Source organism: Erwinia sp. 009765445 (assembly GCF_058137865.1).
Map to the genome: position 1 here is coordinate 164,228 of NZ_JBYUWC010000006.1, position 17,801 is coordinate 182,028.

Annotated in this window: 25 protein-coding genes; 11 read left to right on the forward strand and 14 right to left on the reverse strand. The window is 55.6% G+C overall.

What is annotated here, in order from left to right; all coding sequences use genetic code 11:
• Position 1: 1 nt before the first annotated feature.
• Genes AC3Y5R_RS08220 through sctU form a run of 9 tightly spaced genes read left to right on the forward strand, consistent with a single transcriptional unit; the run spans position 2 to position 7,234 of the window.
• Complete coding sequence (locus AC3Y5R_RS08220) at positions 2–901, forward strand: FHA domain-containing protein (RefSeq protein ID WP_489920929.1); 900 nt, start codon at positions 2–4, stop codon at positions 899–901.
• Positions 895–2,256, forward strand: a complete 1,362-nt coding sequence (gene sctN, locus AC3Y5R_RS08225; protein ID WP_489921015.1) for a type III secretion system ATPase SctN — start codon at positions 895–897, stop codon at positions 2,254–2,256. Before AC3Y5R_RS08220 ends, sctN begins: the two co-directional genes overlap by 7 nt.
• Positions 2,243–2,707, forward strand: coding sequence for a hypothetical protein (locus tag AC3Y5R_RS08230; protein ID WP_489920930.1), 465 nt, complete (start codon positions 2,243–2,245; stop codon positions 2,705–2,707). The genes sctN and AC3Y5R_RS08230 overlap by 14 nt, the downstream gene beginning before the upstream one ends.
• Positions 2,704–3,369, forward strand: a complete 666-nt coding sequence (locus AC3Y5R_RS08235) for a type III secretion system HrpP C-terminal domain-containing protein (RefSeq protein WP_489920931.1) — start codon at positions 2,704–2,706, stop codon at positions 3,367–3,369. The genes AC3Y5R_RS08230 and AC3Y5R_RS08235 overlap by 4 nt, the downstream gene beginning before the upstream one ends.
• Positions 3,366–4,415, forward strand: a complete 1,050-nt coding sequence (locus tag AC3Y5R_RS08240; RefSeq protein ID WP_489920932.1) for a FliM/FliN family flagellar motor switch protein — start codon at positions 3,366–3,368, stop codon at positions 4,413–4,415. The genes AC3Y5R_RS08235 and AC3Y5R_RS08240 overlap by 4 nt, the downstream gene beginning before the upstream one ends.
• 4 nt (positions 4,416–4,419) lie before the next feature.
• Positions 4,420–5,073, forward strand: coding sequence for a type III secretion system export apparatus subunit SctR (gene sctR / locus AC3Y5R_RS08245; RefSeq protein WP_158783750.1), 654 nt, complete (start codon positions 4,420–4,422; stop codon positions 5,071–5,073).
• A 10-nt stretch (positions 5,074–5,083) separates the two neighbouring features.
• The gene (gene sctS, locus AC3Y5R_RS08250; protein WP_489920933.1) at positions 5,084–5,344 is read left to right on the forward strand and encodes a type III secretion system export apparatus subunit SctS; all 261 of its coding nucleotides are present in this window, start codon (positions 5,084–5,086) and stop codon (positions 5,342–5,344) included.
• A 1-nt stretch (position 5,345) separates the two neighbouring features.
• Positions 5,346–6,149: a type III secretion system export apparatus subunit SctT gene (gene sctT, locus AC3Y5R_RS08255; protein WP_489920934.1), complete on the forward strand. Its 804-nt coding sequence runs from the start codon at positions 5,346–5,348 to the stop codon at positions 6,147–6,149.
• Positions 6,149–7,234: a type III secretion system export apparatus subunit SctU gene (gene sctU / locus AC3Y5R_RS08260; protein WP_489920935.1), complete on the forward strand. Its 1,086-nt coding sequence runs from the start codon at positions 6,149–6,151 to the stop codon at positions 7,232–7,234. Before sctT ends, sctU begins: the two co-directional genes overlap by 1 nt.
• 88 nt (positions 7,235–7,322) lie before the next feature.
• Here sctU and AC3Y5R_RS08265 read toward each other — a convergent pair whose 3' ends face one another.
• The 13 genes from AC3Y5R_RS08265 to AC3Y5R_RS08325 form a co-directional block, all read right to left on the reverse strand.
• Entirely contained in the window at positions 7,323–7,901 is a 579-nt protein-coding gene (locus AC3Y5R_RS08265) for a hypothetical protein (RefSeq protein WP_489920936.1), read from the reverse strand.
• A gap of 7 nt (positions 7,902–7,908) precedes the next feature.
• Positions 7,909–8,346 carry a hypothetical protein gene (locus AC3Y5R_RS08270; RefSeq protein WP_489920937.1) on the reverse strand — a complete coding sequence of 146 codons (438 nt, stop codon included), beginning with the start codon at positions 8,344–8,346 and terminating at the stop codon, positions 7,909–7,911.
• Between the two features lie 257 nt (positions 8,347–8,603).
• A complete protein-coding gene (locus AC3Y5R_RS08275) occupies positions 8,604–8,927 on the reverse strand; it encodes a hypothetical protein (protein WP_489920938.1) in 324 nt (107 codons plus the stop codon).
• The gene (gene hrpT / locus AC3Y5R_RS08280) at positions 8,924–9,109 is read right to left on the reverse strand and encodes an HrpT family type III secretion system protein (RefSeq protein ID WP_489920939.1); all 186 of its coding nucleotides are present in this window, start codon (positions 9,107–9,109) and stop codon (positions 8,924–8,926) included. Before hrpT ends, AC3Y5R_RS08275 begins: the two co-directional genes overlap by 4 nt.
• A gap of 13 nt (positions 9,110–9,122) precedes the next feature.
• Positions 9,123–11,240 (reverse strand): type III secretion system outer membrane ring subunit SctC, encoded by a 2,118-nt coding sequence (gene sctC, locus AC3Y5R_RS08285; RefSeq protein ID WP_489920940.1) that lies wholly within the window; start codon positions 11,238–11,240, stop codon positions 9,123–9,125.
• 13 nt (positions 11,241–11,253) lie between these two features.
• On the reverse strand, positions 11,254–11,649 hold the full coding sequence (locus AC3Y5R_RS08290; protein WP_489920941.1) for a type III secretion system chaperone family protein: 396 nt from the start codon (positions 11,647–11,649) through the stop codon (positions 11,254–11,256).
• Positions 11,636–11,863, reverse strand: a complete 228-nt coding sequence (locus AC3Y5R_RS08295) for an HrpF protein (RefSeq protein WP_158783742.1) — start codon at positions 11,861–11,863, stop codon at positions 11,636–11,638. Before AC3Y5R_RS08295 ends, AC3Y5R_RS08290 begins: the two co-directional genes overlap by 14 nt.
• Positions 11,864–12,004: 141 nt before the next feature.
• Complete coding sequence (gene sctL, locus AC3Y5R_RS08300; protein WP_489920942.1) at positions 12,005–12,619, reverse strand: type III secretion system stator protein SctL; 615 nt, start codon at positions 12,617–12,619, stop codon at positions 12,005–12,007.
• Complete coding sequence (locus AC3Y5R_RS08305) at positions 12,588–13,193, reverse strand: hypothetical protein (RefSeq protein WP_489920943.1); 606 nt, start codon at positions 13,191–13,193, stop codon at positions 12,588–12,590. The genes sctL and AC3Y5R_RS08305 overlap by 32 nt, the downstream gene beginning before the upstream one ends.
• Positions 13,180–13,947: a type III secretion system inner membrane ring lipoprotein SctJ gene (sctJ, locus tag AC3Y5R_RS08310; RefSeq protein ID WP_489920944.1), complete on the reverse strand. Its 768-nt coding sequence runs from the start codon at positions 13,945–13,947 to the stop codon at positions 13,180–13,182. The genes AC3Y5R_RS08305 and sctJ overlap by 14 nt, the downstream gene beginning before the upstream one ends.
• A gap of 8 nt (positions 13,948–13,955) precedes the next feature.
• Positions 13,956–14,327, reverse strand: a complete 372-nt coding sequence (locus AC3Y5R_RS08315; protein ID WP_489920945.1) for an EscF/YscF/HrpA family type III secretion system needle major subunit — start codon at positions 14,325–14,327, stop codon at positions 13,956–13,958.
• A 70-nt stretch (positions 14,328–14,397) separates the two neighbouring features.
• Entirely contained in the window at positions 14,398–14,628 is a 231-nt protein-coding gene (locus AC3Y5R_RS08320) for a hypothetical protein (RefSeq protein ID WP_158783738.1), read from the reverse strand.
• Positions 14,629–14,773: 145 nt separating this feature from the next.
• Positions 14,774–15,688, reverse strand: a complete 915-nt coding sequence (locus AC3Y5R_RS08325; RefSeq protein WP_489920946.1) for a sigma 54-interacting transcriptional regulator — start codon at positions 15,686–15,688, stop codon at positions 14,774–14,776.
• A 444-nt stretch (positions 15,689–16,132) separates the two neighbouring features.
• Here AC3Y5R_RS08325 and AC3Y5R_RS08330 point away from each other — a divergent pair, with 444 nt between their 5' ends.
• Positions 16,133–16,834, forward strand: coding sequence for a hypothetical protein (locus AC3Y5R_RS08330; RefSeq protein ID WP_489920947.1), 702 nt, complete (start codon positions 16,133–16,135; stop codon positions 16,832–16,834).
• Between the two features lie 240 nt (positions 16,835–17,074).
• A complete protein-coding gene (locus AC3Y5R_RS08335) occupies positions 17,075–17,461 on the forward strand; it encodes a hypothetical protein (protein WP_489920948.1) in 387 nt (128 codons plus the stop codon).
• Here the strand turns inward: AC3Y5R_RS08335 and AC3Y5R_RS08340 are convergent.
• Entirely contained in the window at positions 17,458–17,703 is a 246-nt protein-coding gene (locus tag AC3Y5R_RS08340; protein ID WP_158783735.1) for a hypothetical protein, read from the reverse strand. The two genes, AC3Y5R_RS08335 and AC3Y5R_RS08340, sit on opposite strands and share 4 nt — an antisense overlap.
• Positions 17,704–17,801: the final 98 nt, after the last annotated feature.

A 17,801-nucleotide genomic window follows, 5' to 3' on the forward strand; every position in this document is an offset into this window, starting at 1 on the left:
TATGTTTGAGCTACGAGTGCTGAGCGGCCGCCATCAGGGAGCGGCCTTACCCGTCAGCGGCGGCCAGTGGACGCTGGGCCAGGCTGACGATGCGGATCTGCTGCTGACCGATGCGGGAGTGGCTGCACATCACGCCACGCTGCTGTTTGCAGAGCAGCGCTGGCAGCTCCATGCGATGGAGGGCAAGCTCCTGACTGCGGCCGGAGAAGAGCAGGAACTGTTGGACCCGCTGGAGCCGGATCGGCCTTTTGCACTGGGCGATATCTGGCTGAGTCTGGTCCCTGCTGAGCTGCCGTGGGAAGAGATGCAGGCGGCTCCCGAACCGCCCAAACCCGCTCCGGTTCAGGCCGCTCCAGCCATCACAGCCACACCAGCCCCTTCGCGTACTTTCTCACGTGGCGTTCAGGTGTTGTCCGTCAGCCTGATCCTGTTGCTGAGCTTCACCATTATCAGCTGGATCCTGCAACCCACCGTGGCCCAGACCTCTACAACTGGTTCGAACCGCAAAGTGCTGGAGACATTGCAGGAAGTACGCCCGCCGCTGGTGGCGATGCTGCGCGACCGTGGGCTGACACCGGGCGTGAAAATCGACATGGATAAAGGACGGATGATCCTGAATGGCGAGCTGAATAAAGACCAGTTGCAAATTCTTGAACGAATGCTGGTGCGCTTCCAGACGCAGTACAGCGTAATGCCGAAGCTGGTGAACAACACCCGTGCGCGCAATGCCAAACTGCCGTTCCGTATCGTACAAATTACCACCGGCAAGCGGGCCAATGTGGTGACCGATGCCGGTGAGCGCTTGTTTATCGGCGATCAGGTTGATGAACTGCGGCTGGTTGCCATCACCTCCAGCGAGGTGGAGTTTGCCGGACGTGAACACATTAAGGTGAACTGGTGATGCAGGCCCTGACCGCTCAGCTTGACGACTGGTTTGCTCAGCATCAGCAGCGCCTGGCCCGCTTTGCGCCGGTGGAGATTTATGGCCGCATTACCGGCATCAGCGGCATTTTGCTGGAAAGCAGCCTGCCGCGCGCGCGCATCGGCGATCTGTGCCGTATCGAAGGAAAAAACAATACCCGCGTGCTGGCGGAAGTGGTGGGGTTTAATCCTCAGCACACTTTGCTTTCTGCTCTGGGGCAGTTGGACGGTATCGCCCAGGGTGCACGAGTCACGCCACTCTATCTTCCTCACAGTATTCGCGTGTCTGACCAACTGCTGGGCAGTGTGCTGGATGGTTTTGGCCGGCCGATTGAAGAGGGCAGCGTCAGTGCGTTTGCTCAGCCTGGCGAAACTGGCGCTAAACCGGTGCTGGGAGATGCGCCGCCGCCAACCGAGCGACCGAGGATCGACACGCCGCTGCCAACCGGAATGCGAGCGATTGATGGTCTGCTTACCCTGGGCGTGGGGCAGCGTGTGGGGATTTTCGCCGGGGCAGGCTGCGGCAAAACTACCCTGCTGGCAGAACTGGCGCGTAATACGCCCTGCGATGTGATTGTTTTCGGGCTGATTGGCGAACGTGGCCGCGAGCTGCGTGAATTCCTTGACCATGAGCTGGATAGCGAACTGCGCAGCCGTAGCGTGTTGCTCTGCGCCACGTCAGACCGCAGCAGTATGGAGCGTGCCCGCGCCGCCTTCACCGCCACGGCAATTGCGGAAGCCTTCCGGGACCAGGGGAAAAGCGTGCTGCTGATCCTCGATTCCCTGACCCGTTTTGCCCGTGCCCAGCGTGAGATTGGCCTGGCTCTGGGTGAACCTCCGGGCCGTGGCGGTCTGCCTCCCTCAGTCTATACCTTGCTTCCCACGCTGCTGGAGCGGGCCGGGCAGACTTCCACCGGGGCCATCACCGCGCTCTATTCGGTGCTGATTGAGCAGGATTCCATGAACGATCCGGTCGCCGATGAGGTGCGATCGCTGATCGACGGCCACATTGTGCTGACCCGCAAACTGGCGGAGCGGGGCCATTATCCGGCCATTGATATTCTCGCCAGCCTCAGCCGTACCATGAGCAGCGTGGTGGCGCGGCAGCAGGTGAGCGAGGCGACCGCAATCCGCAGGCTGATGTCGGCCTGGCAGCAGGTGGAAATGCTGATCCGCCTGGGAGAATACCAGCCGGGCAACGACAGCCTGACCGATGCGGCCGTGCAGGCCCAGGGGGCGATCAATGGCTATCTGCAGCAGGCAATGCGCGACCCGTCCGGTTTTGACCAGACCTGTTTTCAACTGTCAGAGGTGAGCCGTTATGCGCCGTCATAGTAATCCTGAATCTGAAACCGAAACAGATGCCACCGCGGCTGAACTGCAGCGGACGCTGAACCTGCTGTTACCAATCCGCCGCCAGCGCCTCAGCCGCAGTGAGCGGCAGCAGAGAGAGCAGGAGCAGGCTCTGCGGAAGGTTATTGAAAAAACCACAGAGACAGAGCAAAGGCTGGAGGAACGCCAGGGGGAATACCAGCAGCTGCGTCAGGCGTTTGTGCAGAAAAACTGTGGTGTGCAGCAGGCGAAATACCGTCTTGAGCGCGCGCTGGAGCAGGAGCAGCACGCACAGCAGCAGGTGGATGACGAACGCCTCAGCCTGCATCAGCTGGCCCAGGCCCGCAGCGAGCAGTTGCAGCGGGTAGAACAGGCGCAGCAGGAAACGCGCCTGCGCCTGCGTGAAATGGAGAAGCTTAACTATCTGCTGCAGCAACAGGAGATTGCCGGATGATCCGTAATCTCTCTCAGGCGGCGCTGCAGCATCAGCTCCAGCAGGCTACCGAGCGGCAGACGCAGCAAAAACGCGATACCCAGCGGCATGCCCGCAGCCAGTTTTTGCAGGCGCGTGATGCGCAAAACCGTGATAACCGTGGAGCGTTGCCTCCGCAGCCCGATCGTACCCAGCCTGCTGAGGCAACCACTAACACTTCTCCCCGTTTTGAACCCCGCCGCCCAACGCGCGAGGAAGATGACCTGTTCAGTTCGCTGCTGGACAGCGACGACGTGATGAGTCCGCTGCTGGCTTTCAACGATGCAGGCTCCGATCAACAGCAGGGTTTCTCTCAACTGGAGGATAGTGCCGGTAGTGCCCCTCCGGCGATGGCGATGTGGCAGGAGATTGAACCGGCGTTAGCAGACGCGCTGAGTTCTCAGCCACCGGGGGAAATGCAGCTGACGCTAATCCTGCCGAAGTTGGGCCATGTTGATGCGTGGATGTCCGCCCTGCCTGCTGGCGGCTGGGATATTGCCCTGCATCTGCAGCCAGCTGCCTGGCAGGCGCTGCTGCCCCATCAGGAACGCTGCCGCTTCTCGCTGAGGCAGAGAATGGCCTGCCGGGTGCGCCTGCGTTTTGAACGCCGTGAACAGGGTGAACGTCAGGAGCCGGACTCATGAACGCCTTAAATTTCCGGCCGGTCAGCCAGCGGGAGGCTCAACTGCGTCAGCGCATCGGCGCAGGGCTTCTCTATCCCTTTACGCTGGCGGGCGAACCGGGCGTTTTGCGGCTGACGCTGGCCGATGATTGCCAGGTTGCGGAGATGAGCCACTGGCGCTGCGATGCGGGAGTGCTGCAGTTTTCGGACGCGCAGCCGGTGCTGTCACTGATGTCCGATTGCCCGACTTTTGCCCATGCGAAGCAGGCTCCTGAACAGGACTGGTACTGGCCGTGGTGGCATCAGCAACTTTCTGCCGAACTTCTTACGCTGTTCGGCCACTTAAGCCCTGAGCAGGAGAACGTTGAGACAGGCGAGTTCCTGCTCAGGCTGAATGTGGAGTGGGGCATGCAGCGCGCGCAGAGCCTGTTGGTTCTCTCCGCCCGGTGTTTGTCATCGCTCCTGAATAAATCCGGATGGCAACAGGACGTACTGCCGTTACCGGAAAGCATGACGCTTACTTTGCCGATGATTATCGGCGACTTAGTGCTGTCGCCAGCGGAGTTGCAGTCCCTGCGACGCGGGGATCTCCTGCTGCCTCCGCAGCTGTATTTTACCCCTGAAGGGCGCGGTGTGGTTCGCTGCGGCACCCGTCTGTTACAGGGGGAATTGCAGATGCAGCCTGGCACGATGGCCCATTTTTATCTTACCGAGATGGAGAAACGTAACGTGACCCTGACCCCTGATGAGTTTGAGCACGAACACCAGAACCACCCCGAGTCCCACTGGGACGCTGAGCCGGTCACTGAGGCGACTGATTTTGCCCCGCTGCCGCTGTCCCTGTCGGTTCGTTGTGGCCAGCTCAAACTTACCCTGGGCGAGCTTACGACGCTCAGCCCTGGCGCAATGGTGATGATCGAGAACGTCACCCCGGGGGAAGCGATCCTCTGCCACGGTGATTATCCGCTGGCCAAAGGGGAACTGGTGGATGTGGAAGGGAAGCTGGGCCTGCAAATTACTCACGTGCTGCCGGGCAGCAAGAACCCGCTGAACGGGGGCACCTGGTAGCCGTATGGATTCCCTGTCGCTAAACCCGATGACCCTGGCCCTGTTTCTGGGGGCCTTATCGCTGGTGCCGATTCTGATGATTGTCTGCACCTGCTTCCTGAAGATTTCCATGGTATTGATGCTGACCCGCAACGCCATGGGGGTTCAGCAAGTCCCGCCCAATATGGCGATTTATGGCATTGCGCTGGCGGCTTCACTGTTTGTGATGGCTCCGGTGTTTAATGAGATGAGCCAGCGGGTAAAAACGGTGCCGATTGACAGCCAGTCTGCTGAGCGGCTGGAGTACACGGTCAGCAATGGCGTTGAGCCGCTAAAGCGCTTTATGGTGAAAAACACCGACCCGGACATCCTCACCCATCTGCAGGAAAATGCCCAGCGCATGTGGCCAAAAGAGATGGCCGACACCATCCAGCACGACAGCCCGCTGCTGCTGATCCCTTCATTTGTGCTGTCAGAGCTGCAGAACGGCTTCAAAATTGGCTTCCTGATTTTCATTCCGTTTATCGTGGTGGATCTGATTGTCTCTAACGTGCTGCTGGCGCTGGGGATGCAGATGGTGTCGCCAATGACTATCTCGCTGCCGCTGAAAATCCTGCTGTTTGTGCTGGTCAGCGGCTGGACACGGCTGCTCGATGGCCTGTTCTACAGCTACCTGTGAGGGGCCGTCGATGGATATTCTGACCCTGTTTCGTCAGGCAATGCTGCTGGTGGTGATCCTTTCTGCACCGCCCTTAATCGTGGCGGTGATCGTCGGCGTTATCGTCTCGCTTCTGCAGGCGGTGATGCAGTTGCAGGATCAGACGCTGCCATTCGCCATCAAACTGGTGGCTGTGGGAGTGGCGCTGGCATTAACCGGGCGCTGGATCGGCGTGGAGCTGATCGAGCTGGCGCAGAGCGCCTTTGCCATGATGCCGAACGTGAAGTACTGATATGTGGAACAACGTCCTCTTCGATGGCTATCATTTTATCCTTGCCGTCACCCTGGCGATGGCGCGCATTTTCCCCTGCCTGCTGCTGTCGCCGGTTTTCTCCTTCAATGCCATTAAAGGCGGCCTGCGCTCGGCGATAGTGCTGGCGCTGGCGCTGTTTCCGACTCCAATGATCCAGCAGCAGCTGGCGATTGAAGATCCGTCGCTGTTTTTGCTGGCGGCGCTGGCGCTGAAAGAGGTGATTATCGGCGTGATGATTGGCCTGCTGATGGCGATGCCGTTCTGGATGTTTGAGTCGGTGGGCGCGCTGTTTGATAACCAGCGCGGGGCGCTGATGGGCGGCCAGCTCAACCCGCAATTGGGGCCGGATGCCACGCCGCTCGGTTTTCTGATGCAGCAGTCGATCATTCTGCTGCTGGTGGTGGGGCTGGGGCTGTCGACGCTGACCCAGATTGTCTGGGACAGCTACCGGCTCTGGCCCGCGATGCAGTGGCTGCCGTTCCCGGGCGAGGCCGGATTTAAAGTCTATCTGGATATGCTGGGCAGCGTGTTTATACATATGGTGTTGTACGCCGGGCCGCTGGTGGCACTGCTGTTGCTGGTGGATTTCAGCGTTGGCATCCTCAGTATTTACAGCCCTCAGCTGCAGGCCACGGTGCTGGCGATGCCTGCCAAATGCCTGCTGGGAATGCTTTTCTTCGTGCTGTATCTGCCGATCCTGAACTACGTCGGTGGTGAACGGCTGTTCGAGCTAAAAGATCTGATCCCCCATCTTGCCGATATGCTGGGCAAAGGAGGGAAGTAATGGCAGAAAAAACGGAAAATGCCACGCCCCATAAGCTGAAGGAGTCGCGAAAGAAGGGGCAGGTAGGGCAGACGCCGGATATCCCGAAGCTGCTGATTTGCATCGGAGTGATGGAGACGATTTTTGCGCTGGTCGGGGGTGGGATGCAGCGTCTTGAGGCGATGGTGATGTTGCCGCTCGGGCGACTCCACGATCCCTTTGGTCACGCGATGCAGGAAGTGGCAATGGACGGTCTGATGGTACTGCTCTGGTTCTGCGGCATCGTCTGTGCGCTGATTTTTCTGCTGAGGATCCTCGGCGGCTGGATCCAGTTCGGCCCGCTGTTTGCCACCGAGGCGCTGGAGCCGAAGTTTGATGCGATCAACCCGGTTGGCCATCTGAAGAATATGTTTTCTGCCAAACAGCTGACCACGCTGCTGACCAGCGTGCTGAAGGCCATTGCGATTGGGGTGATTTTCTATCTGGCAATTAAACCGGATTTGGGGCCGCTGGCACAGCTGGCTTATGGCGATGATCTGAACGGTTTCTGGCTGTCGGTGTTGGCACTTTTCAAGAAGATCGTGCGTGAAACGCTGGCGTTGCTGTTGGTGATGAGCGTGCTGGACTTCGGACTGCAGAAGTATTTCTTCCTTAAACAACAGCGGATGAGCCATGAAGATATCCGCAACGAATTCAAGCAGAGCGAAGGTGACCCGCATATGAAAGGGCACCGCAAATCGATGTCGCAGCAGATCCTTAACGAAGCGCCGAAGCCGCGACGTGAGGTGGCAGTGGAAGATGCCGATATGGTGCTGATTAACCCGACCCATTTCGCCGTCGGCCTTTATTATCGCGCAGGAGAAACACCGCTGCCGCGCCTGTTGTTTAAAGCCGGGGGTTATGAAGCGCAGGATATTATTGAAGAAGCCAAAACCCGAAATATGCCGGTGATCCGCTTCGTCTGGCTGACCCGAACGCTGTTCCGTACCGTGGAGGAGGGCGACTATATCCCGCGCGAAACGCTGAAGGCCGTGGCCCAGGTGTATCGCCTGCTGAAAGAGATCGAAGATCAGCAGATCGATGAGGTGCTGGATATTGAGGAGTGATGCTTTATCAGAGCTGATCGGTGCCTTGCAGGTTATTAATTCGCATAGCGACAAAGCTACCGTGGGGGGGTAACCCCCCGGTTATAAACTATGGGAAAAATTCATGGAGCATTTTTTCTCTACCTAAAGAAAATGCGAAAAAATCACTTTCTTTAAACTTATTTTCTTTAATAACTTCATCTTTTGTTTTGATGAATTTCCCTTCATCAGTGAAGAAAAGTGCGGTTATATAATCTGAATCAATTATTTTATTTTCTTCAGAAAGTTGAATGACCTGCTTGTAACAATTATCATCTCTTCTTCCTGTTCTTTCTTGCAACATACATTGAGTAAGCAAATAAGTACGAACTGGTCTTTTTTTATAGAGAAGCTTGAGGTATTCAACTCCTTCATTGTAGCGTTTTTCACTAATAAGGCCACTTATGTACATTAACAGAATGTTAGTGTTATCTGGATTTTTTATGCGAATTAAGTTTATTTTCGAAAGAATTACTTTTTTCTTGTCTGATTCTGCTATTGCCATTTTTTTAATTAAATTAGCTACCTCTTGTGTGGGAGTTACCTCAACAGAATTATTGCTATTGTTCGATTCTGGAGCAGAGTGAACATAAGTGCTGATGCAAAATATTAAAGCTAAAACTTTTATCGAAATTGATAGTATTTTCATATTAAACCTACTTAAATCTTTGTAGTGAAATGCGGTTGGTGACTTCAGCAGGCGTAGGGGGTATCGAACCTGTATATCCTGTATCTAAAAAGTACCCTGCTTTTATCGTTAAAACTGGAGACATGTTTTTCTTATAGGGGATAGTGAATTCTGTACTGCCGATCAATATTTCATCAAGAGTGAGAGCAAAGGACTTTCTTTTAGCATCCAGTGCATATTTCTTATTATCGATGTTGTTTTGTACGGAACACCATGGAATAACCTGGCCGGAACCGTTTGCTTTGGCAGCGTTACATAACATTGATGCTGCCATAAATAATTTTTTCCCTTCTTTTACATCCTCTTCAGTAACGTTCAAAAGCAGTGTAAAAGATGCATGTAAAGCGCCGATACCCTCAATGGGCAAAAAACCAATATGTTGAAATCGAAACGATTTTGTAGACATGAATGTTTTCCTTAACATTGATTGGGGTTGAGTATCCTGGATAGCTCACCCGTGAACAGGCAAAGCAGTCATCTCGGTAAAATTAAGGTTTTTTGCTTGTTTTGTAAATATACAATTACCCGACAGATAGCAATTCATTTCGAATTGATCTTCATCAATTTCACTGATGTGCAATAATTTTTTCGGAATAAAAGGGGAATCAGCAGAGGGAGGTTAAGAAAAGGAGTAGTAATCGCCACGCTCTGAGTAAAAGGCGGTCAGTTCAGATCCGCCAGCGAATACAGCGTGTTGATAGCGTCGTGGGGATCGTCTTCCGGGGAAGGCTGGAGCATCATGCTCAGCGCGCCATCAGCATCCATGCTGATGTAACAACCGTCGTAGCGATCGGGGTGCTGAAAACGCCACGTCAGCACCTGACGCAGCAGCGTATCCCGCAGTGAGCCAGGCAAAATGCGTAACGTCAGCGTGGGGGAAGGTTCGGGAAGGTAAAACAGCTCGCTGCCGGGTTGTGATGCCCAGCCGCAGGCTTCACTCTTTTGCCAGGCGGCCAGGAAGGCCGCCATATTGTCCACCCAAATCATTCGTTCACCGAGGCTTGCGAATAGTCGAACGGGCCGTTACGCATGTCCGGCTGCCACCAGATGGTCATCGCATGATCGTCGGAGACCGGGCGGCAGGAGACATCATTGCATCCGGCAAACTTCGGCTTCGCACAGGCGGTTAACAGCAGTGCCAGCGCCAGCACTAAAAGTGGCTTCTTCATCTTTCTCACTCCCTTAACGCGACAGCATACGGGTTGACGATCGGGTGCCTGCAGCGACAGGTGCTGCCGGTACATAGCCATCCGGTGACTTCAGCAGCGAAACGCGGGCAGGACGTGCCGGGATCTGCGTGTCATACGCAACGTACACCTCGGTCGATTCTCCCGGCTTCAGGCGTGTATGTGGCCACGCCGAGACGGCCAGCGTACGGTCGCTGCGGCAGGCAGCTTCATCAAAGCGGGCTTCTTTACCGCTGGTGTTGGTGATCACGCCCACGGCGATCTGCATTGAGCTGTTGCCGTACCACTGATGCCGCGCACTGGTGCGGAAGGTCAGCGGAATATTACACAGCGAACTCAATGTCAGGCCAGTCTGCGTGGCCTGCAAGCCTCCCGGCAGACGGTTTTCCGCCAGATCCTGCATCCCACTCTCAATGGTGCGCTTCATATCGCCAAACTGATGGCGGCGGTTGATATCGCGCAGCGTATCGTTGACCTGATCGCGATTATCCGCATCCACATAGCGGGAAGGATCCACCTGATCGCCAATCAGATGCGGGGTGATGATAAACAGCCTCTCACGCTGGGAAGTGGTGTGATTATTCGAGGTGAACAGTTTGCCAATTAGCGGAATTTTACCGAGGATCGGTACGCGCTGCTCATCATCGCCACTTTGTTTGGTGTGGAAGCCTCCCATGACCAGCGAACGTTTTTCCTGCACCAGTGCCTGGGTGCTGATCACGCCGTTTTCGGTGCCCTGTGCGCTGCCGTCCTCGTTTTTATCCAGCTTGCCATCTTCCACATCCACCACCAGCTGCACCGCCGCTTTTCCCGGATTCTCTCCGATGGAACGGGGCGTCACGCGCAGGCTGGTGCCAGCGGTGATTTCGCGGATATCGGCCACGCGCTCGCCGATAGCGGTAATAAAGGCGGTATTGCTGAAGTCGATCACCGCAGGCTGGTTCTCCAGCGTCAGTACCGACGGATTGGCAATAATTGAGGCTGTGCCTTCGCCTTCCAGCGCCTGGATATCAGCGAAGAAGCGGTTAAAGTCCGTGACAAAAAGCGTGCTGGTGCCGCTGAGCATAGAGGCTCCGGCGGTGACGTTGCCAAATTGTCCTGACCAGTTAGTGGAGAGCCGTGCCAGCTCGTTGCGATCGATATCGACGATCACCGCGTCAATCTCGATCAGCTTCTGCGGCACGTCGATCATTTTCACCAGCTCCTGATACTCAGAGCGCAGCTTTTTATTATCGCGGACCAGCAGGGTGTTATTTCTCACGTCGGCGGAAACTTTGCCCTGTAAGGCTTTCCCCTGACTCTGGTCCTGCGCGTTGCTGCGTCCCAGCCGGGTATTACGACCAATCATCTGCTCCATAATGCTGCGGCTTTCACTCTGCATCGCCTGATACGGGCTGTTGCTGTCGCCACGGCCATTCTGCGTGGTGGTGGTGCCATTGGCCGAGCCGTTGCTGTTTTGTCCCAGCAGTTCATTCAGCATGGTGGCCACGCCGGGCACGACCAGTGTCTGATCGCGGTATTTGATGGTGCGATCCGCTACGTCGGCATACTTCAGGGGGAAGGCCATCATCTGCTTATCTTCGCTGGTTTCCGGCTCCGACTTTTTACTGAACTCAGCAATAAGATCGACATACTTCGGCGGCCCGGTCACCAGTACCACGCCTTCGTCAGGCAGTTCGCCCCAGCCGAAGCGGGGTTCCAACAGGCCAACTCCCTGCAGAGCCTGTTTGATATCCGGCGCGGCATCAGGGCTGATTTTCAGACGCCGTGATGTCTGTTCAGACTGGGGGCTGACATAGAGCGTGTTGTTATAAACGAACCACTGAAAGCGGTACTCCAGCGCCAGCCGGTTCAGGAAGGCTTCGGCATTGTCTGAGCGCAGACGGGCGGTTACAAAGGTATCCGGCAGGCCGCTGACGTTGGCATCAACACCGTGGCTGCTGGCAAAATCCTGCAGGATCACGCTTAACGGGGTGTTATCAGCGGAATAGGCATAAGCGCCGTCTTTCCACTCATCCGGGGTGCTGGCATAGCCGTGTGACACTGATAACCCGATCGTCAGTGCCAGAAGCAGCGGACGGAACGGTAAAAAAGCAGACAGCGGTTGAGACACGCTTCTCTCCTTATTATACGGACATCGTAACGCCTTGCCGCGTGAGCAGGCTCAGCAGGGAATCCTGCCAGACTTCGCACTGGTTACAGAGGCTTTCCAGCAGCGCAACTGCATAGTCGGTCTGGTCATTTTTCAGGCGGATGATCAGGCACAACACCTCCGTCTGCGGGTTAAAGCAGAGGGCGGCAGTCCGATCGGTAAAGTGTGCCAGGGCAGGGCGGGTCAGCCTGAGTGCCGCCTGCATTACCCGGCCATCAACCGGCACGGGCAGAGTTAATTCAGCAAGCCAGAACCAGCCGCCGGGCAGGCGCTGCAGCCTGACGGGCATGTCGTCAATCCACAGCGCCAGTTCGCCATCTGACTGGTCAAGACATTGCTCTGTCAGGGCAGCAACATCAGTTGATGGCATCAATGATCGCCTTGCGAATGCCGTGTTTGTACTGGGTGTACTGTGAGCTGGCCCAGTTGGCATTAGAAAGGTCGAGCATCTCATTCTGGAATGCGTACATATCGCTAACGTTAAAAGGCTGGTCCTGGCTATTCTGCGCAAACTGGTACATGTCTTTCTGCGCGTGAACCACCTGATTGGTTAAGCGACGCTGGATAGAGTCGTCGTTGCTCATCTTGTCGGTCTCCTGTGGGGGTCTGACATTAAGTGGTATGTCAGGCCGACAGGTTCCAGGTGGGGGGGGAAAAATGTTGTGGGGAGGTAACTTATTCGGCGAAAAATCTGGAGCGGAGAGCTAAGCTTGTGGGCACGAAGGTTAGCTAACGGGAAGCAACGCTGCGCAGAGTTGTGACCAGCTAAGATGCAGTTCACCCTGTTCAGTGGTCAGCAACAGGCTGTCGGCAGGCAGGGTGGCATCACTGCTGATCTGCCATGCCAGCTGTGGATGCTGTATCAGCCACTCCTGCACGGCTGTCTGTTGTTCAGGAGAACAGAACAGCGTGGCGGCGGCCTGCCGACCCTGCGCTTTTAACAGCTGTTGCAGCATCGCCTGCAGGCGGGCTTCCGTTGGCTGTTCAGCCAGCAACTGGCTCATCGCCTGTGTCAGCAGGGCTTCGGCGCGGGGTAACAGAGCTGCCTGCCACTGCTGTTGCTGTTGTTGCCAGTCGGCGAACAGTTGCTCAGCACCGGCCAGAAACGTCTGCTGCTGCTCAGCAATCTGTTCCGCCAGTTGTTGCGCGCTGCGCTCGCGGGCATCGTTCAGCAGCTGTTCAGCCTGCCTGTGGGCAGCGTCCAGGCAGGCCTGCGCCTGCTGTTCCGCGCTTTGTAATATCGTCAGCGCCTGCTGATGTTCAGCCAGAAGCTCACGTGTAAGCAACGTGCCCGACAAGTGTTGCGGGTTAAGCAGGGTTATTTTCTTGTGGATCCACATTCGGCACACTCTCAGGTTGCTGGCTTTGCCAGATTGCGGCGTCCAACAACGCAGCCAGCCGCGATGCGGGCAGCTTCGCTGAGGGATACTCTTCCACCTGGTTGACCCAGTCGCGAGGGAACAATAAACGCAGGCGAGGCCAGCTGTCCGGATGCAGGCTGCGCAGCAGGATCAGGCTGCCGGAGGTATAGGGCTGAAAGTAGCCAGCCGGAAGCCAGCTTTCACAGCGCAGCGCCCGTGCCAGGCGGCGACACCAGATCAGGTTGGCGCTGCTTAGCCCTGGCGGTTCAGCCTGTGGTGCACAGATACCGGCCAGCAGGGCCAGCAGCCGCTGCCAGGCTTCCCCGGGTAGCTCAATCAGCGTCAGCAGGCGGGACTGCGGCTCTGGCGGCAGGGCGGCACGGATGCCAAAGCTGGCCGCCACGGCCTGCGGGTGCTGCCAGGCCAGCGCCTGTTGCTGATCGGCGGGCAGGGCGTAAAAACCGTTATCGGCCCAGCTTTCATCCGCCAGTTGCCAGTAACCCTGATGCCACCAGTGCAGCCACGCCTGAGCCTGCTCCTCACCCCAGCTCATTGGCAGGCTTTCCTTTATTTTTGCGGCCCGGCCGGAACAGCAGCAGGGCGAAGGCGGCCAGCAGCACAATAGCCAACAGGGAGAAGATCCATTTCACCGTAAAGTATTCATCCGTGGAGAGCTGGAACGGCCCCATCTGAACCACTTCGACCCGATCTTCATAGGTCTGAGCAGGCACAAAAACAATGGCCAGATCCTTGTCACTTTTCCCCGCCAGACCGGGAATACTGGTTGCCACCATCTGGCGGATACGCGGCTCGATGCTGTCCGGGTCGAGGTTATTATGGTATTTGATAAACACCGAAGCAGAAGCGGGCTGGATTGGTTCTCCAGGTGCCAGCCGTTCTGGCAGCACCACGTGGACCCTGGCCACCACCACGCCATCAATCTGCGCCAGAGTGGATTCCACTTCCTGCGACAGGGCATAGATGTAGCGTGCCCGTTCTTCCATCGGGCTGGAGATCACACCGCTTTTCTGGAAAACCTCGCCCAGATTGGTACGCGCTTTGCGGGGCAGCCCGGCAGAGTCGAGGATTTTTACGCTTCGTTCGATATATTTGGCGTCCACAGACACTGAAATCCCCGCTTTATCTATCACTTTATCCGCGGCGATCTGGTGCTGATTCAGCTCAGCGATGATGTCATTGGCGTCGTTTTCAGCCAGTCCGCTGTACAGCACGGTTTTGTCGCCGCAGCCGGTCAGCAGCAGCACCAGCGACAGCGTCGCCAGCCATTTCAGCAGGAGGGTTTTCATCGCAATAGCTACTGTAGGTTGGTCAGTTTATCAATGCTCTGCACGCCTTTGGCGACAATCTTGGCATTCATTAAATTTTCAATGTAATAGTTTGACAGCGCGGCGTTGGCCTGGCTGAATTCTAATAAGTTGGACGAGCGGGAGGCCTTCTGCAAATCCTGATAGGTCTGCTTTCTTTCCCGCTCATTATTATTCATAGTATTGGCCAGTCCGGAGAGAAAATTAGTCACGTTGGCCGGTGCGGAGACTTTTTCCACCTGAGGTTCTTCTTTTAACTGTGCGGAGAAAAAATCGACATCGGTCTGATCGGGTTGCGCTAAGGAGGGTTTCTCTGCCATATCGGCGTGGGTTAACCCTGCCTGTGAAGAAGCTATTTTCATGGCGGTGGACTCATACAAGCGAGTGGAAGAGCAGTGCGGACCGGGGCCCGGGCCGCACTATGAAGCCAGACTAGTACTGGATCTTCACCTGAGCAGCAGCAGAGCCGGCCTTGCTGGCGCTGTCTGCAATACCGTTCATTTTGTTGTTCTGTGCATCCAGCTTGGCTTTATCAACCATATCCTGCTGCATCTGGCCCTGTACGTCCTGCATCTGCGACATGAAGCTTGCACCGTCAGTTGCGCTTTCTGTTTTGGTTGCTGCAGCAGCTGCAGTTGAGATACCACTAGAGATTGCAGACATAGTGTGACTCCTGATTAAAAGTGAGTTTGAACATCAGCGTATTCGTTTATTAAGTAGGAGCGGAATAAAAAGGGTTCCAAATTTTTTTATTTTATTTTTGTCGGGATGAATGTAATAAAAAAAATATTCGAGCGCAATTGCCTGCTCAGGCAACGATATTCAGTAATTTAATCCGGTGATAGAGCGTCCGGCGCGGAATACCTAATTCGTGCACCACATCATCAATTTTATGGCCGTGCCGGTTCAGGCACTCTTTAATCAGGCTGCGTTCGATTCTGCGCAGGCGATCTTTCAGCAGGGTAGCTTCGCCATCGCAGGGAGAAAAATCACACAGCGGCGGCAGTCGCAAAACATGGCGTTCGGCTGCGGCTTTCAGCTCGCGGATATTTCCCGGCCAGCTGTGCAGCAGCAGGGCCTCGTCCAGCGCCAGCGATCGGGGTGGAATGGATTGTTTAAGGCGCATTGCCGCTTCCTGAGTAAACCGGCGGAACAGGGGAATAATCAGTTCGGCATGGGAACGCACCGTCGGTGTTTCAATTTTAATGGTCGACAGGCGGAAGTAGAGATCGCGACGAAAACGTCCTTCTTCGACCAGGTCGACCAGCGGGGTCTGCGATGCGGCAATGACCCTCAAGTCCAGCGTAATCGGCTGTGTTGAACCCAGCCTGTGAATCACGCGGGTTTCCAGCACCCGCAGTAATTTAGCCTGCAGGATCAGCGGCATGCTGTCGATTTCATCCAGAAACAGGATCCCTTTGTCTGCGGTCTCGATATACCCGGCGCGGGAATGGCTGGCACCGGTATAGGCACCGGCCATCACGCCGAACAGCTCGCTTTCGGCCAGGTTTTCCGGGATGGCGGCACAGTTAACGGGAACCAGCGGTCCCTTTGCACCGGATAGCTGATAAATCCGTCTTGTCAGAGTATCTTTGCCGGTGCCCGTTTCGCCCTCCAGCAAAAGGTCGACCTTCAGCGGTGCGAGTGTATTAACCATCGGATGCAGGTTAGCGTGAATGTCTGCTCTTGCCAGATCTGTCTTGTTATCACTGCCCGTAAACATATTTTCTCCTGTCTTCCCTCAGACGAATTTATTACAAATTCAGTTGGCAACCTGATGTGAAATAAGAGACGAAATACAACAGAATCCGGGACCCAATCGCCCGGTGGTAACACTCAATTTTCACTTACTATTTACTAGCCTGGCCTTGCGCGGCTATCAGTTTCATCTGAAGTTGTTGTGGGGATCTCCGTGCCGAAAGGTAGGGAAATCCCTACAAAAATGGGCCAGATGACTGATTAATATGTGTAAACAAGTGCATTATTTAGATTGCTAATCGTTAAGAATATGTAATTTAGATTGCCGGAAATGAGCCTTTCCAATCTTAACAGGGAACCCTTCACCACCATCTTCCACCTATGAAGTGAGAAAAAGCCTGGGGCACCATGGCTCCAATCAGGGTGGGCTGACTCGCAGAAGTACACATTTCAATTAATGGAGGTACCTATGAGTGGCATGAAAATAGGCGGCGGAGCAGGCGGCGCATTGGGTGGGGGTAAAGCAGGCGGTATGGAGATGCCGGGTGCCGATCTCTCCGGCAAGGGACGCCAGGATATCGGCATTAATGGTTCGCGTAATAGCGGATCGCAGGGCGGGAATGGCCTGAGCAGCGCGCTGAGCAAAGTTGGCGGCCAGGGCGTGCAGTTTGGCGGCCAGGCCACTAACGATGCGGTGAAAAACAGCAGCGGTAGCGAAGGCGGTCAGGGGGAAAATAGCGATCAGAACAGCGTCACTAACAGCCTTACCCAACTGCTGAACGCCATCGTGCAGCTGCTGCAGGGCAAAGGGGCTGAGGGCAGTGACAAATCCGGCACCGATGCCAGCAATGGCAGCGGAAACGGCAGCTCAGGCAGCCAGCAGGCTTCCGGCAGTGGCGATATCATGACCCAACTGATGGATCTGATTAAAAAGATGCTCGGACAGTCTTCTGACAGCTCTGATGCTTCCGGCCAGTCTGGTACCGGCACCGGCTCTTCACCGACAGCCGCGCAAAGTAACAGCGACACTCAGGAAGGCAGCAGCCAGGACAGCAGCGGCATCGCCGGTAAGCTGGGTGGTGCATTGCAGATGCTAGGCCTTGGTGCCATTCTCTCTGCCCTGCAGGGTGGCGGAGCCAGTGCCCAGAGTGGTAGCGAGAGCAGTAAATAAGTCAGAGGAACTCCAACTGGTATTCCCTGAGAAAAGCGTGAACGGGAAGGTTGACGATCGCGCTGGACAAGTTATCACACCCTGTGAGCGGTAAGCTGACAGGGTGTTTTTTTATGCCGGAAGCGTACTGCTACCAGTGGCAAAATCCAGCGACATAATGCCCCGGCTGGAACTTCCTGCGGCAAACGGCCACCCAGCGGAATCCGTTTAACTATCAGGACGAAAAATAAGCCTTTTAATTTGCCCGGTGCCTCAGCCAGCCGCCATACCCATGGTGGCTCGGTAAAACGTACCGTTGCCGGGCGTGCGGTTGGCAGTACGGCAGACAGTCAGCCCGACCGCGCTGCCCGCTTTCGTGCCGGTAACTGCGGCGAAATGGCCGCGGTGAACGGGCTGCTGCTGGCTTCATCGGGTATCACTGAGCCGGTTGCCGTTTGCAGCGCTATTGATGGCGATTATGCCTTTGTGATGGTGGGTGACCGGCGGATCAACGGTGAGCGGAATTATTTGAACGCTTTGCCGATCAGGCTGGAAAGCTGCAGCAATTTCTGTTACTGCCCGCGGACGAGGCTCAGCCAGCCTGAGAGCAGGGCCACAAAGAGGGCCCTGCCCGGCAAAGCCGTTTAATGCGGTTGTTCAAATCCCGCCTTTATCATCTCATCACGAAAAGCTTTAGTGATGGCGCGATTTCCTCCGGTGACCGGGTAAACTACGTTGTTGATCACATCGTCGAGGTAATGTTCATTAAACTCTTGTAACGTCAGCTGCGAACCGCCTTCATCATTGATGGCGATCGACCCTTTGATATGGTCGCCCGCATTTTTTGCTTTCAGGCTGTATCTGCCCATACTGCTGTTGACTGTGCTCATAAGATCTCCTTGTTAACCTTCAGGGTGGCGTCATAGCAAGTGAGTCCATAGCGAATAACCCTATCAGTCTAGCGCCAACCTAAGAATTATCTGTAAAG

Excerpts from the sequence above, each read along its gene's own strand:
- AC3Y5R_RS08220 (WP_489920929.1), top strand. The coding sequence starts at position 2 with ATGTTTGAGCTACGAGTGCTGAGCGGCCGCCATCAGGGAGCGGCCTTA.
- AC3Y5R_RS08230 (WP_489920930.1), top strand. The coding sequence starts at position 2,243 with ATGCGCCGTCATAGTAATCCTGAATCTGAAACCGAAACAGATGCCACC.
- AC3Y5R_RS08235 (WP_489920931.1), top strand. The coding sequence starts at position 2,704 with ATGATCCGTAATCTCTCTCAGGCGGCGCTGCAGCATCAGCTCCAGCAG.
- AC3Y5R_RS08240 (WP_489920932.1), top strand. The coding sequence starts at position 3,366 with ATGAACGCCTTAAATTTCCGGCCGGTCAGCCAGCGGGAGGCTCAACTG.
- sctR (WP_158783750.1), top strand. The coding sequence starts at position 4,420 with ATGGATTCCCTGTCGCTAAACCCGATGACCCTGGCCCTGTTTCTGGGG.
- sctS (WP_489920933.1), top strand. The coding sequence starts at position 5,084 with ATGGATATTCTGACCCTGTTTCGTCAGGCAATGCTGCTGGTGGTGATC.
- sctT (WP_489920934.1), top strand. The coding sequence starts at position 5,346 with ATGTGGAACAACGTCCTCTTCGATGGCTATCATTTTATCCTTGCCGTC.
- sctU (WP_489920935.1), top strand. The coding sequence starts at position 6,149 with ATGGCAGAAAAAACGGAAAATGCCACGCCCCATAAGCTGAAGGAGTCG.
- AC3Y5R_RS08265 (WP_489920936.1), bottom strand. The coding sequence starts at position 7,901 with ATGAAAATACTATCAATTTCGATAAAAGTTTTAGCTTTAATATTTTGC.
- AC3Y5R_RS08270 (WP_489920937.1), bottom strand. The coding sequence starts at position 8,346 with ATGTCTACAAAATCGTTTCGATTTCAACATATTGGTTTTTTGCCCATT.
- AC3Y5R_RS08275 (WP_489920938.1), bottom strand. The coding sequence starts at position 8,927 with ATGATTTGGGTGGACAATATGGCGGCCTTCCTGGCCGCCTGGCAAAAG.
- hrpT (WP_489920939.1), bottom strand. The coding sequence starts at position 9,109 with ATGAAGAAGCCACTTTTAGTGCTGGCGCTGGCACTGCTGTTAACCGCC.
- AC3Y5R_RS08290 (WP_489920941.1), bottom strand. The coding sequence starts at position 11,649 with ATGCCATCAACTGATGTTGCTGCCCTGACAGAGCAATGTCTTGACCAG.
- AC3Y5R_RS08295 (WP_158783742.1), bottom strand. The coding sequence starts at position 11,863 with ATGAGCAACGACGACTCTATCCAGCGTCGCTTAACCAATCAGGTGGTT.
- sctL (WP_489920942.1), bottom strand. The coding sequence starts at position 12,619 with ATGTGGATCCACAAGAAAATAACCCTGCTTAACCCGCAACACTTGTCG.
- AC3Y5R_RS08305 (WP_489920943.1), bottom strand. The coding sequence starts at position 13,193 with ATGAGCTGGGGTGAGGAGCAGGCTCAGGCGTGGCTGCACTGGTGGCAT.
- sctJ (WP_489920944.1), bottom strand. The coding sequence starts at position 13,947 with ATGAAAACCCTCCTGCTGAAATGGCTGGCGACGCTGTCGCTGGTGCTG.
- AC3Y5R_RS08315 (WP_489920945.1), bottom strand. The coding sequence starts at position 14,327 with ATGAAAATAGCTTCTTCACAGGCAGGGTTAACCCACGCCGATATGGCA.
- AC3Y5R_RS08320 (WP_158783738.1), bottom strand. The coding sequence starts at position 14,628 with ATGTCTGCAATCTCTAGTGGTATCTCAACTGCAGCTGCTGCAGCAACC.
- AC3Y5R_RS08325 (WP_489920946.1), bottom strand. The coding sequence starts at position 15,688 with ATGTTTACGGGCAGTGATAACAAGACAGATCTGGCAAGAGCAGACATT.
- AC3Y5R_RS08330 (WP_489920947.1), top strand. The coding sequence starts at position 16,133 with ATGAGTGGCATGAAAATAGGCGGCGGAGCAGGCGGCGCATTGGGTGGG.
- AC3Y5R_RS08340 (WP_158783735.1), bottom strand. The coding sequence starts at position 17,703 with ATGAGCACAGTCAACAGCAGTATGGGCAGATACAGCCTGAAAGCAAAA.